The organism is Paenibacillus aceris, assembly GCF_017874035.1.
Lineage (GTDB): Bacteria > Bacillota > Bacilli > Paenibacillales > NBRC-103111 > Paenibacillus_E > Paenibacillus_E aceris.
On sequence record NZ_JAGGKV010000008.1, the window covers coordinates 219,511 to 236,766 of the forward strand.

At 43.7% G+C, this 17,256-nt stretch carries 10 protein-coding genes; 4 read left to right on the forward strand and 6 right to left on the reverse strand.

From position 1 onward, the window contains the following. Nucleotides 1-31: 31 nt before the first annotated feature. The 3 genes from J2Z65_RS17095 to J2Z65_RS17105 all read right to left on the reverse strand — a co-directional run bounded on the left by J2Z65_RS17095 (nt 32) and on the right by J2Z65_RS17105 (nt 2,296). Entirely contained in the window at nt 32-850 is an 819-nt protein-coding gene (locus tag J2Z65_RS17095) for a sugar nucleotide-binding protein (RefSeq protein ID WP_167060099.1), read from the reverse strand. A gap of 56 nt (nt 851-906) precedes the next feature. Beyond that, nucleotides 907-1,551, reverse strand: coding sequence for a formylglycine-generating enzyme family protein (locus J2Z65_RS17100; protein ID WP_193580977.1), 645 nt, complete (start codon nt 1,549-1,551; stop codon nt 907-909). A 157-nt stretch (nt 1,552-1,708) separates the two neighbouring features. Next, on the reverse strand, nt 1,709-2,296 hold the full coding sequence (locus J2Z65_RS17105; RefSeq protein WP_167060111.1) for an NAD(P)H-dependent oxidoreductase: 588 nt from the start codon (nt 2,294-2,296) through the stop codon (nt 1,709-1,711). A gap of 118 nt (nt 2,297-2,414) precedes the next feature. On the opposite strand from J2Z65_RS17105, the gene J2Z65_RS17110 reads away from it, so the two are divergent. The 3 genes from J2Z65_RS17110 (at nt 2,415) to J2Z65_RS17120 (ending at nt 3,301) form a co-directional block, all read left to right on the forward strand. Beyond that, nucleotides 2,415-2,843: a MarR family transcriptional regulator gene (locus tag J2Z65_RS17110; protein ID WP_167060114.1), complete on the forward strand. Its 429-nt coding sequence runs from the start codon at nt 2,415-2,417 to the stop codon at nt 2,841-2,843. A gap of 188 nt (nt 2,844-3,031) precedes the next feature. Continuing rightward, complete coding sequence (gene yjcZ / locus J2Z65_RS17115) at nt 3,032-3,142, forward strand: sporulation protein YjcZ (protein WP_167060117.1); 111 nt, start codon at nt 3,032-3,034, stop codon at nt 3,140-3,142. Between the two features lie 57 nt (nt 3,143-3,199). Further along, nucleotides 3,200-3,301, forward strand: a complete 102-nt coding sequence (locus J2Z65_RS17120; protein WP_167060366.1) for a YjcZ family sporulation protein — start codon at nt 3,200-3,202, stop codon at nt 3,299-3,301. A 65-nt stretch (nt 3,302-3,366) separates the two neighbouring features. Here the strand turns inward: J2Z65_RS17120 and J2Z65_RS17125 are convergent, their stop codons facing one another. Further along, nucleotides 3,367-5,328 carry a glycoside hydrolase family 127 protein gene (locus J2Z65_RS17125; RefSeq protein ID WP_167060120.1) on the reverse strand — a complete coding sequence of 654 codons (1,962 nt, stop codon included), beginning with the start codon at nt 5,326-5,328 and terminating at the stop codon, nt 3,367-3,369. A gap of 146 nt (nt 5,329-5,474) precedes the next feature. Between J2Z65_RS17125 and J2Z65_RS17130 the strand changes: the two genes are divergently transcribed. Continuing rightward, on the forward strand, nt 5,475-6,368 hold the full coding sequence (locus tag J2Z65_RS17130; protein ID WP_167060123.1) for an AraC family transcriptional regulator: 894 nt from the start codon (nt 5,475-5,477) through the stop codon (nt 6,366-6,368). Between the two features lie 74 nt (nt 6,369-6,442). Here the strand turns inward: J2Z65_RS17130 and J2Z65_RS17135 are convergent, their stop codons facing one another. Next, complete coding sequence (locus J2Z65_RS17135) at nt 6,443-11,002, reverse strand: Ig-like domain-containing protein (RefSeq protein ID WP_167060126.1); 4,560 nt, start codon at nt 11,000-11,002, stop codon at nt 6,443-6,445. Between the two features lie 131 nt (nt 11,003-11,133). Beyond that, a complete protein-coding gene (locus tag J2Z65_RS17140) occupies nt 11,134-17,124 on the reverse strand; it encodes an Ig-like domain-containing protein (RefSeq protein WP_209855970.1) in 5,991 nt (1,996 codons plus the stop codon). Nucleotides 17,125-17,256 lie beyond the last annotated feature (132 nt).

Here is a 17,256-nt window from a genome sequence, read left to right on the forward strand (position 1 = left end):
AGCCACAAACCTTGCAGCTAATCGAACCTATTTATTCCATAAGGTAAGCTATAATCTCTGCATTCTTACATTGCAGGGAGCTTGACACATCGTCACGATCTGAAATCAATCTAAAAAAATAAGTATCAACTTGGTCCTGAAACAAATGATATCGCAGTATGCTCGTATCACTTCCAAGTTTTGATAAGATCTCTTCATAAAATTGTCCCTGAGTCATCTTATCGACAGAACCTAAATGAAATATCCCTTTTAGGTCTTTTTCAATTATGAACCGCAGCTGCTTGGCTAATAGCACATCTGAAAGATTGCTGCATACTAGGTTGCTGTAAACATCTATCATTTTATTATTTCTGATACTTTCTTTGATTATGTTCCATCTTGGAGAATCCTTCCCCCATATCGCTGGGATTCTGATCGTCATCACTTTGTCATTTAAAATTTCTTTTAGCATGTTTTCACATTCAATTTTGAATTTTCCATAGTCCGATTCGGAAACAGGTAGATCGGATTCTGTGTGGGGCTTTGAATAATCCCCATCAAATACATTTGTGGTAGAAAAGTAATATAGACGGCTTTTATAATTTACTAATTCCATAGCTAATGCTTTATGAAACTTGAACTGTTGATCAAACTCTCCCCTAAGACAAGAAATCACAATGTCGGGTTTTATCGAACGTATCATTTCCGTCATTTTATCGATTTCCTGAAGTTCCAATTTGCTTTGCTTCTCATCAGGGAGACTAGTTAATGAAGTCGAATAGGTCCCGAATAGGTCAAATCCACTTCTAAATTCTTCGATTAAAGCTCTCCCGACAAGACCGCTTGCACCAAATATTAGTATCTTTTGCATGCTGCTCCCACCAATCTGAATATCTTGTAATCAAGCTCTCGTTTCCAGTTATCAACTTAAAAAGATTGAGCAAGACGGAATCCAAGGTCATCTATGCAAAGTGTCGGATGGCTGCGACGACGACAAGAAGCCCCGCACCCCCTGGCCTCTTCTGCCCAACTGCCTCCTCGGAATATCCGGTAGGAGCCGTACACTTGTTCATCATACAAATCCCAACACCACTCCCAAACATTCCCTAACATATCATACAGCCCCCATGCATTCGGTTCCATTCTTCCGACTTCATGGACTTTGCCTCCTGAATTTTCATTATACCAAGCAATCTTATCAAGCTCTCCGTATCTATAACCAGTAGTCCCTGCTTTACATGCATATTGCCACTCTGCCTCTGACGGAAGTCGAAAGCCGTTTGATTCCCAATCGCAAATGATGCTCTCACCATCCTTGCTTATCGAATAACACTCTTTCAGTCCAGCTTTCTGGGAAAGCAGATTACAAAAAGTGATGGCATCATTCCAAGAAATATTCACAACCGGTTTCAGATCTTCATCAAAAGAAAGAGGAGAATTATTGGTAATAGCATCGTATAGCCCTCTAGTTACAGGATACTGGGCAAGTAGAAACGGTCCTAGGTCAACTCTCCATTTGCTTTTTATTCTATCGTCTCTTAGTTCGATTTCTCCCCCTAAAATTTTGACCATTTGATGGTCAATGTAACTCTTTATTTCAAATGACACGCTAGCTCCTCCTAGTGACCATTGATCTCACAAATTTTACCACACTAAATTTCAATAATACAATACGAAGCTACTGACCCACAGCGGTCGGCAGCTTTCTCATTTATCGCGGCAGCTTAAGTTAACGGTCTACTGTTTTGAAGTAGTCATATATTTTCTCTAATTTCTGCTGCTGATTGCCTCGTGGACTCTCCATACTGCCAAATTCAAAAAACTTTACTTTTTTAATCCCTACAAAGTTAAAGAGTGCCTTTTTCATTAATATTTTGTGAGCGTTATTCAGCCAAAACAACGGGTAATAGACCGGTCCCTTCATACTTGAAATGCACACCACCGACTTCCCCTTCAGAAGTCCATCCGGCAATAAACCGCCCTGATCCTTATATGCGAATCCGGAAGCAAACATCTGGTCGATATATCCCATGAGCATAGCTGGAGGTCGTCCCCACCAGATCGGATATACAAAAACGATTTTGTCAGCCCATTTGAGTTGTTCCCTGTAAACAGCAAGATCAGGGTCGGCATGCATATCCCTCCGGCGCTTATGTTCATAAAAAACCAGGATCGGATTAAATCCCTCCTCATATAGATCCAATACCCTTACTTCATTTATTTTCGGATTCTCACTGCTCCCCTGGACGACCTTCTGCAAAAATGCATAACTCAAACTTTGATGATTTGGATGTGTGTAAATAATCAACGTTTTCATTTCGACACTCCTTTACTTATCATTTGATAAGTAAATCGTAACACACTCCGTTTTTAGTTGTCAAAAGATAATTGTTATTTGATAATTATTCTGCTATTGTTCAGTATGAGGTGATCGTGTGGTGAAGAACGTACTGTTTCAGAAATTCGTGGCCTTCACGGCTGCAGTCCATCAAATAACGAATGATATGACAAAGGATGTGAGATCAGAAGCGCTCACGCCAGTTCAATATAAGATTCTAGAATACATTGCCGTCAGCCAACCCGTTACACTTAGCGAGATCAGCGACTGTATGCATATGTCCATGCCTAACACAAGCCGTGAGCTTAGGAAGTTGAGTGAAAAACATTTGTGTGAAAAGATTGTCGATGCCGAAGACCGTCGCAAGCAATCTATCCGACTTTCACAAGAAGGAGAAGCGATGATGAACGAAGTTTTTCAGCGTGTTGAATCCCAGTTCGTCCAGAGAATCGGTACCGTAACAGATGAAGAATTGAAAGAGATTGAACGTGCGCTGGATGTTCTGATGAACAGGGTATTTTATTGAAGTGGAAATATATGTGCTAAAAGGAGCTGCCTGACGGCAGCTCCTTCGCTATTTTACGGTTCATTGGATCAGATCTACTTGGATGAATTTTTAGGTAAAAGTAATTGGTTATATCGTCCAAACATTTATAGAAGCAGATTCGTACTTTATATAGTCATCATACACAATGCCAAAAGGAGGTAATTTTATTGGGTTACGCTGCTTGTTCAACTGGTGGATACGGAGGATATACGTCAACAGCAATTGTACTTGTTCTTTTCATCTTGTTAGTCATTGTTTTAACAGCATTCAGCATTTAGTTTAAGAAAAGGCATCTCTGAGGAAGTCAAAATTCAAGAAGAGAGAGGTTGACGAAGATGGGTGTTTCAGCAGGAGCAGGATGTGGCGGCACAAGTGCTGCAGCAATTTTGGTACTCTTTATTTTGTTAGTGATTGTTACGATGACATTTGCGTGGTAATGTTCTGACAAATAAGGCCCTCTCACGTCCTTGGACGGGAGAAGGCCTTGGCTCTATAACGCGTTTCATTCCTCTTTCACCCAAACCGTCATTTCACCATAACCTCGATTCGCCCATGCATAGTAAGGAATAAACTTCAGAGTATCCTGCTTCATAAAAGTCTCCATGTTAGCCCTATACAGATGTTCTCCCCAGCCGTTGGAATCAATCCGTTTTGCTGGAACGGTAATCGTCTGAAGACCTCCTAACAGCTCTGCCTCAAATGCAATCTCATACGCATTTTCTTGCCGGCGCTCTAAAAATACTTGATGCAGGGACGGACCATTATCTGCCTCCTCCAAGCAATAGACTAACGGTCCGCGCTGCAGCGCGACTTTCCCAATGTTTGCACGAACGTTAGGATGCCCTGTCATCCGATTGACCGACATTGGCAGAAGAAGTTCTATATGATCTCCTGGCTGCCACTTTCTATGGATATAAGCATAGCCATTTTTACAAACTTCGAGGAGAGAAATCGTTTCTCCTTGCACAACCAGTTTCGCATCCTTACTCCAACTTGGAATACGCAATGCGAGGGTGAAATCAATCTCCTTCTCAGCATCAATTTGAAATCGGACAAGTCCATCCCAAGGAAATTGAGACTCCGCAGTTATCTTCACCTGTTGATCCTCGATATCCACTGTTGCTTGGTTTCCGATATACAGGTTTGCATATACGGTACGTCCTTGGATGTTGTAAATATATTGGCCCAATGAAGCGAGCAAGCGTGAAATGTTAGGAGGACAGCAAGCGCATCCGAACCATCCTTGACGCTCTGCCTTCACATGGTTTACATTGTGGTTTTTGCCAATGGCTTCTGGCCATACCTCTAACGGGTTCACATAGAAAAACCGCTTGCCGTCACGAGACATGCCACTAATCACGGTATTGTATAAAGCCTGCTCCATGACATCGGCGTACTCGCTTTTTGGTTCGATTTGCAGCATGCGTTGGGCGAAAAAAATCAATCCAATCGAGGCGCAAGTCTCCGCGTACGCTGTATCATTAGGGAGATCATAATCGAGCGAGAACGATTCACCATGTTCCATCGAGCCTATGGCTCCTGTAATGTACATGCGTTTATTTACTATGTTTTTCCACAATCTGCGGCAAGCTTCGAGTAACTCGGCATCCCCTGTTGCCGCCCCAACGTCGGCCATTCCTGTACACATGTAAACGGCGCGAACCGCGTGCCCCTCTGCCGTTTGTTGTTCCCTAATCGGTACATGCGCTTGACTGTAAGCTCGGTCATGAACGATATCTAACATCGGAAAATGTACCTTCATGCTGCGGCGATGATATTCCATTTCATAAAAGCTCGGCTCTTTACCTCTTTCATCCAGAAAAAATTGACTTAGTCTCAAATATCGATCTTCCTGCGTGACATTGTAGAGCTTGACGAGCGCTAACTCTATTTCTTGATGTCCATCATAGCCGTTCAATTTGTCTGGTCCGCTTCCAAATACTTGATCTATGCAATCGCCTAGTCGGCAGGCAACATCCAGCACTTTCCGTTTTCCTGTCGCCTTGTAATAAGCAATGGCTGCCTCGATAAAGTGACCTGCACAGTAAAGCTCGTGGCATTCTGCAAGATTCGTCCAGCGGCTGTCAGGTTCTTTGAGTGTAAAGTACGTGTTTAAGTAACCATCCTTCTGCTGTGCCTTATCGATGATATCGATCACCTCATCGGCCAACCGTTCCAGCTCTGGATCCCCTCCGGTCTCTAATAAATAGCCAACCGCTTCCAGCCACTTCGACACATCGCTGTCCTGAAACACCATGCCGTAAAATTCTCCGGTTTCCAAACCAGCCGCAATTTTAAAATTTTTCATCGCATGACTTGGCGCTGCCCCTTCTACTCGGTCATTTAACGCTTCCCATTGATATGGCACGACAACTTCTCGAACCAATCGAATATAAGACGACCAAAAATCGTCCGTTATATGCACATCTTTCAAGGAAATAGGTCTGGAGATGGATATGGTCATGAATGGAGTCCCCTTTGCTTTATTGAAATTGACGGATTACAACAAGCGCTTTCATGCTTATCATACATGGTGTAAGATGGTAATTAAATAGCAATTTACAACCACTTTTTTAAAAATTACAACTTTGTCATAGGAGGGTTCAACATATGAACTTCTCATCGATCCTTCACTTTATTTCTCCTCCAGTTCCTTATTTCATAGATTGCGGACGCGCAATTTATCAAGAAGGTGAACAACACATTAATAGGAGCCAAATCGGCGTATTTGATCTAATTGTCGTGACGGACGGCATTTTACATATAGGCGAAGGAACTCAGGAATGGGAGCTTAAGAAAGGGGACGCGCTTATTTTAAGGCCTGACGCGAACCATTACGGTACGTTGCCGTGCCAAAGTGAATCGACAATCATCTGGATTCATTTCCAGACGTTCGGTGCTTGGGAAGAATGCAGCAGTATGAAGGCGTGTCTAGACAATCGGAATACGCTTATTAACAACCATAAGCAAAATGCTTATTTGCATCACAGCGAGGTATGCTCGATCTTTATTCCAAAGTTTATGAATCTGTCCCAAAAGGCGCAGGACATATTAGATCAGTTTTTCCTGTTGGATGAAGAGCCGAGATCGCTGCGAAATTGGAAAAGGCAAACCGCCTTTCAACAATTCATGCAGTTGATCGATCGTGATCTGGCTTCGGGATCCGATGTCTCGGCTTTCCATCTAGCCGAAAAAGTTGAACTGTTTATTCGCCAACACTTTGCCCAGAAAATCACGAATACGCTCCTGCAGCAAGAACTCAACTACCACCCCAATTACTTGGCAAAATGTATGCTCAAAGTGTACGGCGTCACACCCATGGATTACCTGCTCCAGTACCGTATCGAACAAGCGAAAAAGCTCCTCATTCAAACGAATTGGTCGATGACACGCATCGCTGAAGAAGTTGGATTCCAGTACGGCTCCTACTTTTCTTACTGTTTTTCAAATAACGAAGGGATTTCACCCCTTAACTTTCGGAGAAAGTTCGTTAGAAATATATAAGGAACAAGATCAATATCTGAATAACCAAAAGACCTGCCATTTGATAATGACAGGTCTTTCGGTTTGCAATCTGACTATTCCTGGTTTAACCAGTCATCGAGAATCATTCTGGCCACAGCTGCCAGAGTTTGAATGTCAATTACGCCTTTATTATAAATATCAGCTTTTTCAATCAAACTCCAATTTGCATCCGCAGACGTCGTTCCATAATACTTGGCAATCAGGGACAAATCATTGACAGTAACACTCATTTGGCCTGGAATTAAAGTAATCAAGGATGACAAGTAGGTTTGTACTGCAGTATTCAATGTGCTTGTCGCTTCATCTACTTGACCTTGTGAGGCCGATGAACTGCTGTTAATGGCTTTTGCACTGTTGATTGCTGTTTGCAAAGCTGTTCTCGCTGCTGCCGGGTACGAACCTATTCTTGTACCCTCTTTTGTATCGTCGAACTTAGCCTGTGCTTTTTCAATCGCCGAGTTCAGAGCAGTTTTGTCCGCGTTTTCAGTGATGATAGAGCTATCAAACACTGCCAAAGCGGTATTCAGCGCTGTGACTGCAGCGTCTACTTGAGCCTGTGTAGATGCCGAGTTTTCATATACAGCTGCCGCACTATTAATAGCTGCTAAGAGAGTGGCTTTCGAGCCAGCTGGGTATTGACCCGATTGGGAACCTTCCACAGCCGCTGCATATTTACTTTGAGCATTAGCAATTACTGTGTTCAAAGTTGATTTATCAACGGATTGGCTGGCTGCTTTTACTTCAATTTCATGAGACATGCCTTTGACGTTCGTACTTACACCGTCTTTGGAAATTTCAAAGTCAGATACATACACGCTTGTCGTTACCGTCTCGCTGACAGCTTTGGCAGCTGAGTGTACGGCTAACAGAGGACCTGCTTCGCTGACTTCATTCTTCGCTCCCTCACTGATCATAAGGATCAGAATTTGGCCTTTATCGGCTTTAATGCCTGTATCCAGAACTCGGAAATTAGGCTTTAAAGAGCTTAATGCATCATCCGCCAAGGAAAGAGTACCGTTGCTATTCGTTTTTGTGTGGAATTGCAGCTTGCTCGGGTCGTAATTCAGCACCATATTCAACGTTGTGAAGCTGGTACGCAGATGATCCACACCAACATTCAAATCGATTGGTTGATTGCTTTCAACAGAAGTCGGTCCTGTTATGGTTGCTGATGTCGGCGCTGTTGAAATTACGGCGACGTTTGCTTTTGCTTTTACACTTGTACCCGCTACCGTCCCATTGACAGTAAACGTACCGGTTTGTGCGTACTTGGATGCTTCAATGGCATCCCAAACAACATTTACGTCTGCTGTCGTTGTGTCACTGTACACCGCTGTAACAACCGCTGGTAATACCGGCGCTGTGCCCACTTCAGTTGTTACGGATACATCGTTGATGCTTGTAATTTGCTTGCCTTGATACATAGATTGAACTTCCGTAGGGCTCTTATCCAAGTTGTAGATTTGGAAATCATCCAATACACCTGCTTTTAAAGGTGCGCCATCCGAATAACCACTAACACCAATTAATTTAGGATCGCTGGTTGCAGTAATACTGTTGAGTGCTCCTTCAACTGCTACTTGTTGGGCTACACCATTTTTGTAAATAGCTCCTTGTTTAGTAACAGAATTAAAAGTGAAGGCTACATGCGTCCATTCATTTAATGGGAAAAAGTTATTTGGTGTTTGAGCTACTTTGAATAAGTTTGTTCCGTCAAGCATCATGATAATCGCGCCATTTAAGGTTATATACCAACCTTGACCGGCATAATTACCATTGGGTTTGAACCATGCGACGACTTGCTCGCCACTAATACTGGCCGTTCTCTTAAACCAGAAAGAAACGGTGATATCAGCAGGCTGCAGGTCTCGGCTAGTTCCGGCGTCAATTTTGCCACCATTAAGGTTGATTGCTGCCCCGTCGTGACCTCCTGGAATCCAAGTCGCTGATCCTCCAGTTGTCGTCTTCAAAGTTCCCGTATTCCCCTTATTGGAAGAATCCGTTACTGTCGTGCCGCTACCTTCGTTGAATTTGTACCAGAGCATCAAGTCTGTCCCTGGAGCAGGTCCCGGTGTTACGGTTACATTAGCTATCGCTTTGATGGTTGTACCTGCTACGGTACCTTCCAATGTGAATGTTCCAACTTGTGCATATTTAGCAGCATTTGGAGTTTCCCATGTTACTTGTAAATAATCACTGCTCTGATCCGAATAATTGGCCTTCACTGTACTTGGCAAGAACGGTGCTACCGTCGCTCTTGTGGAGACATTAACAGGGGCAACACTTGTTATTGTCGGAGTATCAATGACGGTTACAATGGCCATTGCTTTTTCAGATGTACTTGGGACAACCCCGTTTACAGTGAACATATTCCCAACGGTTGAGAATTTACTAACATCAATTGGATCCCATGTAACAGCAACTTTCGTTGTACTGCCATTCTTCAGAATCGCTGTTACGGAAGTCGGCAGTTTTGGAGCTTTATTTACTGCAGAATCCAGAGTGATACATGGAATACTTAGAATATCCAACGGATTGTCGCCTGAGGTGTGCAGCCGCAATACCGTTACAGAATATTTCGACAAACTATAATCGAACTGCGTTCCTACATTTGAGATCGTCTTCGTTTGTGGAGATACTTTCGTTGGGTTAGCTAATGAATTTTCGTCGGTCAGCGCGCCTGCTGCAAGTTCTGTTGCCGTTCCTTCCGATGATAAGTTGGCTGCATTGATTCCACTCAAATTAATGCGTGTATTCTGAGCCGTATTGGAATTGTTCACCAGTTTGACAACAATATCCCCATTCGTGAGATCCTTGCTGACAACCGAGTATACGCCTTGTTGAGCATTCGAATTTGTTTTCGTTAATGTGCTTGGCAATACATAAGAACTTTTGCTTGTATTACTGCTGAATAACTTCTGAACTTGGTAAGACGTCGTCCCATAGACCTTTGAGTTATTAAAGAAAATGAGATCAGGCCACCATTGTGTGTAAGTATTTCCTCCTCCATTTCCTAACTTAGCAAACGTTGGCGCATAGGATGCGAATTTGACAATGTCTCCATTGCGCTCTAAGCCAGTCATATAAGCCGCTTCGGCAAGAGCTCCCTTCATAGAGTTGCCTGTATTGCCGTCCCCGTTATTTGCAGATCCCGCATCGTTTTTAACGGCGTATTCACCAACAAAAACCTGTTTGGAATTACGGTCATAACTATCATACCTATTTGTATTGTTCAACATGAATGAGGCATTGGTGTAATAATGCTCATCCATGACCTCTGCTCTTCCTTTACCTTTAGACGGATCGTTAATCCAATTCCAGCCTGCGGCAACGTCAGCACTGCCACCAGTTGAAAAAATAAGATTCATATACGGATATTTGGCTTTGATCGCATCATAGAACAATGGATATCGATCGTAGTAATCCTGTCCCCAATGTTCGTTGCCAAGGCTCATATATTTCAGATTGAACGGTGCCGGATGACCGGCAGCAGCACGTTTAGCGCCCCATTCTGTCGACGTATCTCCATTCGCATATTCAATTAAATCAAGCGCATCCTGTATATACGGTTGAATTTGGTTCAAAGGCGTGTTAGGTCCGCCAACCAAAAATTGCTCCACCATGCCGACATTGACAACCGGCAGCGGCTCCGATCCAAGATCTTCAGCCAACAAGAAATATTCGTAGAAACCTAATCCGCCCGATTGATTTTGTGTAGGCGCAGCCCCTTTCTCGCCACGGTTTGCCGTGGACCAGAAATTGATGTTGTTTGGTCTTTCAGCGACATCGCCAATCGTATTTTTCCAATTATAAGCATTGGCCATGTTTTTACCGCCAACAATAGCGCCGCCCGGGAATCTCAAAAATTTAGGATTCATGTCAGCAAGCATCTGCACGAGATCGGATCGAAGACCGCCAGGACGATTTTTCCATGTTTTTTGCGGGAAAAGTGACACCATATCAACATCGATTTTCCCCACGTTTTTGGTTTTCAAGAACAGCTTGGCATTCACTGCTGAGCCGGTCGCCTGAATAGTTGCCGTGAATTTTTTCCAAGTACTCGTGATTTCCGAGCCTGCAATTTGTACTTGACCGTACGATTGCGTCCCATTTGGGTCCATCACACTGATTGTCAACGGCTCTGTTAACGTCTCACTACTTCGCAAGTAGATGGAAAAATCGTAATTGTCTCCATTCTTTACAGCCATTCCATCGAATCCATCGTTTGAAAATCCAACGCCATCGCCAGGTGTAGTCACATTTAATTGGAGATAGGTTGGGTTTTTCGCATTTAAAGGACTCGTTTTCATTGCCGTTATTGTGCCCGCTCCACCGCCCGATTGTACTAATTTCCAAGCAAACAATGGAGCGGCAGTTGAGTTAGCCGTACTTCCGGTAGCAGACAAGAACTCGAAAGAACGATTCTCAACAAGCTCGGCATATAGGCCTCCGTCTCCAGCATAGTTAATATCTTCCAGGAAAATCCCATTTAAATTTGGACTAATCGTAGCTCCACGCTGTGCCGTGTTGACATCAAGTTGGTAATCCGCAGGATCAGCTGCCAATGCCGTTCCTGTAGAGGCTATAAAGGGTACCGCAATCACGATAGACATGAATGCCGAACATACTCTTGAAAAAAGTTTCACTCTACATCACCTTTCTGTTCACACTTGAACCGCATTTCGTCCTTTTCATGAAAGAGGGGAAGATGGCTGAAACTCCACCCTCTTCCCCACTCATTAGATTAGTTTTCTAACATCCAATCGTCGATAATCATTCTCGCAACAGATGCCAAGACTTGGATATCAATTGTACCTGTGTTGTAAATATCTGCTTTTTCAATTTGACTCCAGTTTGCGTCAGTTGACTTCGTTCCGTAGTACTTAGCGATGATGGACAGGTCTTTGATCGTGATTTTTGTCTCACCAGGAACCAATGTAATAAATTGCGTTGAGAAAGTTTGCAGAGCCGATTCCAAAGCAACCTTCGCTGCATCCACTTGCGGCTGTCTGGAAGATGATTTTTCAAGTACTACTTTAGCGCTAGTAATAGCTGCCAGCAGTGTCGCTTTAGATCCGACTTCATACTTACCGAGTTTGTCGCCTTCAACGGCTGTATCATACTTGCTTTGTGCGAGAGTAACTGCATCGGCAAGTTCCGCTTTGTTGACAGTACCTGGCTCCGGATCAGTTTCAGTAATAACAGAGTTATTAAATGTTGTGACGGCTGCATTCAGAGCGCTTAATGCATTTGCTACTTCTGTCTGTGTAGAAGCAGCGTTGTTGCTTACTGCCATTGCGCTGTTAATCGCTGTTAGCAATGTCGCTTTAGATCCGACTGGATATTGTCCGACCTGTGTACCTTCCGTCGCGCTGTCATGTTTATTTTGTGCAGCAGCAATAGCGGCGTTCAGATCTGCCTTATCAACGACATTGATTTGAATGTTGAGCGATACGCCAGGTACTTGCGTAGCTGAACCCTCGTTAGAAACATTGAAGTCAACTAACGATACGGTTGTGATTCCTGGCTCAACACCAGCTTTCGTTTTGGTGTGAAGAGTTAATAAATCACCTGGATTGCTAATGGCATTGTTCGAGCCTACACTAGCCAAGATGATCCGAATTTCCCCTTTTTGAGCTTTGATCGCTGTACCCAAGACACTGAAATTGTCTCTCAGCGTGCTAAGTGCACTGTTAGCTAAGGAGAGGACATTACCATTGGATACCGTATCGAATTCCAGTTTGGATGGATCATATTTCACAATGACATCCATTGTCGTAAAGCTGGATTGCAGGCTGCTTACACCCACAGTCAAATCAAACCGTTGTTCTTGATTCACAGCTTCAGGACCAATTAATGTCGATGTAGTAACATTCACATTACTTACTGTCACATTGGCCACTGCCTTAATCGAAGTGCCCGCAACCGTACCATTTACACTAAACGTCCCGGCCGCAGCATACTTCGCAGGATCAATTGCATCCCAAGTTACATTTAGTAAGGCAGTAGTCGAATCGTTATAATTTGCTGTCACGGCAGATGGCAATACCGGCGCAGTTCCAGCGGTTGTTGATACTTCCACAGGGTTAATGCTAGTAATAACAGCTTGTGCGGCTACAACGGTTACGTTAGCTACCGCCTTCACTGCTGTGCCAGCAACGGTGCCGTTCACACTGAACGTGCCAGCTGCAGCATATTTGGCTGGATCAATGGAAGCCCATGTTACATTAACGTTTGCTGTTGTCGTATCGTTATACGTTGCTGTTACGACTGTCGGCAATACTGGGGCAGTACCCGGAGCCGTTGTTACATTTACCGGAGCAATGCTAGCTATTGCTTTGGCTGTAACAGTTAACGTCAATTTCGGTACAATACTTGTGCCAGCAACGGTACCATTGATAGTAACTGTGCCTGCGGCAGCATATTGCTCCGGAGTAATGCTCCATACAACGTTTACAGGTCCAGTTGTACCATTATCGTATACCGCATTTACCGTTTGCGGTAATACAGGTGCTACACCAGCAACAGTTGAGCTAGTTGCAGCGGTGAAGGATGTAATCGTTCTAGGGTATACCGTCACATTTGCTTTCGCCAATACGGAAGTGCCAGCTACATGGCCCAGGATTGTAAATGTACCCGGTTGGTTCAATAAGTTCGGATCAAACGCATCCCATGTTACTTTAATATTGATATTATCAATGGAGCCATCGTTATAAAACGCTTCGATGACCGATGGTAAAACAAGTGGTTTTCCAGCAGTTACGGAAATGTTTTCATCCGGAATGCTGTTGATCGTTACGTCATTCGTTACCCTTACATAGACAGTAGCCTCAGCTTCAATATTAGTTCCGTCCACTGTGCCTTTGACTGTAAAACTTCCAGGAGTCGCCACTTGACTTGGCGTTACAACATCCCAGATTACACTTGCAGCGGCAGTCGTACCATCTTCAAAAACTTTCGTTACTGTCGGTGGCAGGACTGGCAGTACGTCATGGAGTGTGCTTACTTTAACAGGTTTAACACTAGATGTAGGAGCAGCGTAAACCTTCCATTCCAAAATTCCTGTCCATTGCGTGCCTCTTGTGATCGTCATGCGTAATTTTGTTGTCGTGATTGGCGAGAAGGTTGTTGTATTGTACTTATTGAGTGCAACCCCGTTACCGACTGCATTAGGAACATCCACATATTCTGTGCCGTTCCAATATTGAAGTTTGCTGTCAGTAGGCGCTAGAATACCACCGTTATCTGTCCACCAATAGACATCTGATTTCGAAATGTTCACTGGTGTTCCCCAAGTGTACTCTACCCATTGTGTTTTTGGGCTGCTATTCCAGTTACCGTAAGCACCACCCGTTTTATCGGTAGAACTTGTTGGATCACGACCGTCGTTGATGGCCAGCAGATTTTCCCAAGTGGAAACAAAGGAAGTCGAAGGCGTAGCCGTTAAAGCCACATTCACAGCATTTGGAAGAGGATCTACTGTGACTGCGACGTCCACAATTGTAGACAATTCACCATCCGTAGCCGTAAGCGTTAAAACGTAGTTGCCTGCTCTGTTAAAAGTAGCAATCGTGTTGCCCGCTGCATCTTTGGTAAATACAGCCTGGCCGCCTTGGACTCCGCTTTTCAGTGCCCAACTGGTAGCTAGCGTGCCGGAAGGTAAACCGTCATCCGTCATATTGACCAGCAGCTTCGCTTTTAAAGGAATTTTCGCTGTCGTATCTTGTTGAACAGTCACTACCGGCGGCGTATTGACAGCATCCGGAGCTTTAACGCCTGTATTAAATATTTGGAGCTCTTTTACCCCAACATTTGACCCAGGCTTAGGCGTCATCACAACTCTAACTTTCTGCGCTGTAATCGGTGGGAATTGGATATGATTATAGTTCGCCAGAGTTGGAGATTTGAATTGTTTAGGAACAGCAACCCATGACGAAGTTGATTCATCATAGTATTGGACCGTATACATGGAAGGCTCTCTGTAGAAAATATCCGGCTTGTCGTTATAGTAGTAAATTTTGATATCATCAAATGTTTTCGGTGATCCTAAATCAGACTCTAGCCAGTCTTGTGCATTTGTCGATCCTTTAGATCCCCAAATAGGCGGATTCGCGCTAAACGCACCGGAGGTAAAGAAGTTACCGCTGATTGTAAATCCTGTTTTAGCATTTGATGCAGATGTGAGCGGATGTGTATAAGAAGCCGTCATCGTTGAACTCAACGCCAGGTTTGCAGCATTGCCTGTTTCCGGTGTTAAATCCACGCCAGCCTTCTGGAACAAATCTGCCGCCCTGTCATACGTGTTCAAATCAACATCCATTGCACTTTTCATTTGTGGATTGCTGTTCTGTACCGATGCTGTTGCCCCACTGCCGTCTAAGATCGATACGACACCTGAAGCCGAATTCCATTCCAAATGAGCCAGTTTATCCGTTCTAAACGCTAGCGTACCATTCACATACATCGAATATCCTTCTTGAACACTCGGATAATAGGTAGTTCCATCACCTGGTTTATCCCAGACAATCGTTACGTCATTACCATGATAACGCAGGTTATTCACGGTAAAGTGATCCCAACCAATATCAATCGGCCACAATTCAACCGTTGCATCTGTACGCGGTACAAGACCCATAACATCCTCAATCATGGAATAGTTATAATTTCCTAGAATGTTGTGATGAATACCGGATCTTCCGCCAATTTGCTTGGTCGTCGGGTTCCAGTTATACCAATACTCATTGTTGTCCAGATAGTTAATATTACCTTGATAGGCTGTGGACCATCCCAGCCAGTACATCAATTTCTTGTACATATCTGCTGTAATGTAAGGTTGGTTCGGATATTTTCTAAGCACTTCAGTAAAGAGTCTAATGTTACCTGAAGCATTCAGATTGGCGAAGTTATTGGAACCGCCAACGCCTGCCGCTACGGATAGAGCCTTATCCTTCTGATTTGCCGTATAGAATGGGAATACAGGGAATTCAGCGGGATCTCCCCAATAGCGAAGTGACTCCAAATATTTAGGATCGTCTTTAGGAACAAGTCCATCCATTTGGAACGCGTAGTAATTGTTCGCTTCTTTCCACGGAATGAACGTATTAGTTAATAAATCCTTCTGCAAAAACATTTTGGATGATTCATCCCACATAATGGACAAGAATGAAGTTTTCAGCTTATCTGCAAAAGCGAACATTTCATTGGCCTTCTCCGTGTTGCCGGCTAGCTGGTAAGCTTTTGCGGAAGCCATGGCATTTCCATATACGAAAGCGCTTTCAGTACGATTCTGATTGATGTTTCCTCTTTTTTCATAATAGTGAAAAGCATTTCCATCCGCGTCGTTCCCTGTCAACGAGCCCCAATCATAATTAATAACGCCGTCTTTGTTCGTATCGAAGCGATCTAACTGACCTTTCGCATCTTTTTCAGAATACCGTGCTAAATTATTTAATATTTTCGTTTGACCGCCATGGACTTCATACGTTTGAAAAGCGGAATCCCCGATGTATTGGGAATAGCTGTTATTCCAGTTGGACGGTTTCCCCGGATTATCTGTGAACAGACTGTCCCTGGAAGTTTCACCGGCCGACACCCAATCTCCATACGAATAGATCGGATTCCTGAAATATTTAAGATCCTGCATGTGCATAGGCTGGGTTAATACAATGGCATTATTATAGCCTAGTGCCCCTTCTACAGAGATTGGGAATTGATAGTCATTCCCCGGGATGTTGGCATCGAGAAAATTAAATCGGCTTAACCACCATCTGTAATAAATGATCTTTTTAATATTTTCATCCGCAACATCGATGTACGGAACGTTATCAGCCCACCATTTGTTATACTCGCGAAGCTGAGTCAGATAAGCCGTATTCGCATCATAAGCTTTAAATCGGTTGTAATCGATGAGCGAGTCTGGGATTTCATTTGTGATGAAACCCATTTGGAATTTAAGCGTAATTTTTTCATTAGGCGCCAAAGTAATGGATCTGGTTAAAATTCCATTGCTTGCTGTCATGCCTGTTCCACTGAACCGTGGGAATACTTTGGTCAAATTATTTCTCACATCAAATGTACCTGTAAGCTCCGTGCCATCACTGGATGCCGTTTTAGCAAAAGGGGAATCTGCTGTTAAATCAAATGTTTTAGACGCCGTACCGGTATTCGTGATCGTTACATTATCGATTGCCACGTTATTATCCGTTATAAACTTGGTTTCTTCCAGAGTATATCCGGTGGCATTATAAAAGGCAGACCAGTAACTTGGCGTCTGAACTCTTTTGTTTGCATCCTGCGTGAAGGTCACGCCAGGGATCTGGATCGAGTACCCTTTTTGATTCAGCAAATCAAAATAGGCCATATTGTTACCAAATCCAATGACAGTGGCGCTGTTCGCATACATATACAAAGCCTTGCCCCGTGACATCAAATAGGTGCCTGTAGGATCATTTCCTTTCCGTGTGAGGATTCGATCCATCCAGAAGGAAGTGCCTCCTGCCGCAAGGTCTGCTTGATACATATCCATCATCATACTTCTGCTCGCATTGAATGTGGCGGGTTCAGGAGGCACCACGACATTTCCAGCTGCATTGGTGAACACGGGCATCCCAGGATCATTCGTGTTCACAAAGTTTGGATCAGCAGCAAAAACAGCCGTACTGAATCCTGAAACTAATGAGAACACCAAAGTTGTAGTCAAAATTTTTCTGCCTATTGATTTTTTGAACTTACTCATTTGTTACCTCCTATTGAGAGTTAAGTTACTAAGCAAATACTACCCCTTATTAGCTGCTATCTCCAACCTATATAACTTCTTCCAGCGGAATGAACCAGTTGTTGCTGTTAGATTGGTCATTCCGCTTACTTT

Coding starts and splice junctions, on each gene's coding strand:
- J2Z65_RS17095 (WP_167060099.1), bottom strand. CDS start 850: ATGCAAAAGATACTAATATTTGGTGCAAGCGGTCTTGTCGGGAGAGCT.
- J2Z65_RS17100 (WP_193580977.1), bottom strand. CDS start 1,551: ATGGTCAAAATTTTAGGGGGAGAAATCGAACTAAGAGACGATAGAATA.
- J2Z65_RS17105 (WP_167060111.1), bottom strand. CDS start 2,296: ATGAAAACGTTGATTATTTACACACATCCAAATCATCAAAGTTTGAGT.
- J2Z65_RS17120 (WP_167060366.1), top strand. CDS start 3,200: ATGGGTGTTTCAGCAGGAGCAGGATGTGGCGGCACAAGTGCTGCAGCA.
- J2Z65_RS17125 (WP_167060120.1), bottom strand. CDS start 5,328: ATGACCATATCCATCTCCAGACCTATTTCCTTGAAAGATGTGCATATA.
- J2Z65_RS17130 (WP_167060123.1), top strand. CDS start 5,475: ATGAACTTCTCATCGATCCTTCACTTTATTTCTCCTCCAGTTCCTTAT.
- J2Z65_RS17135 (WP_167060126.1), bottom strand. CDS start 11,002: ATGTCTATCGTGATTGCGGTACCCTTTATAGCCTCTACAGGAACGGCA.
- J2Z65_RS17140 (WP_209855970.1), bottom strand. CDS start 17,124: ATGAGTAAGTTCAAAAAATCAATAGGCAGAAAAATTTTGACTACAACT.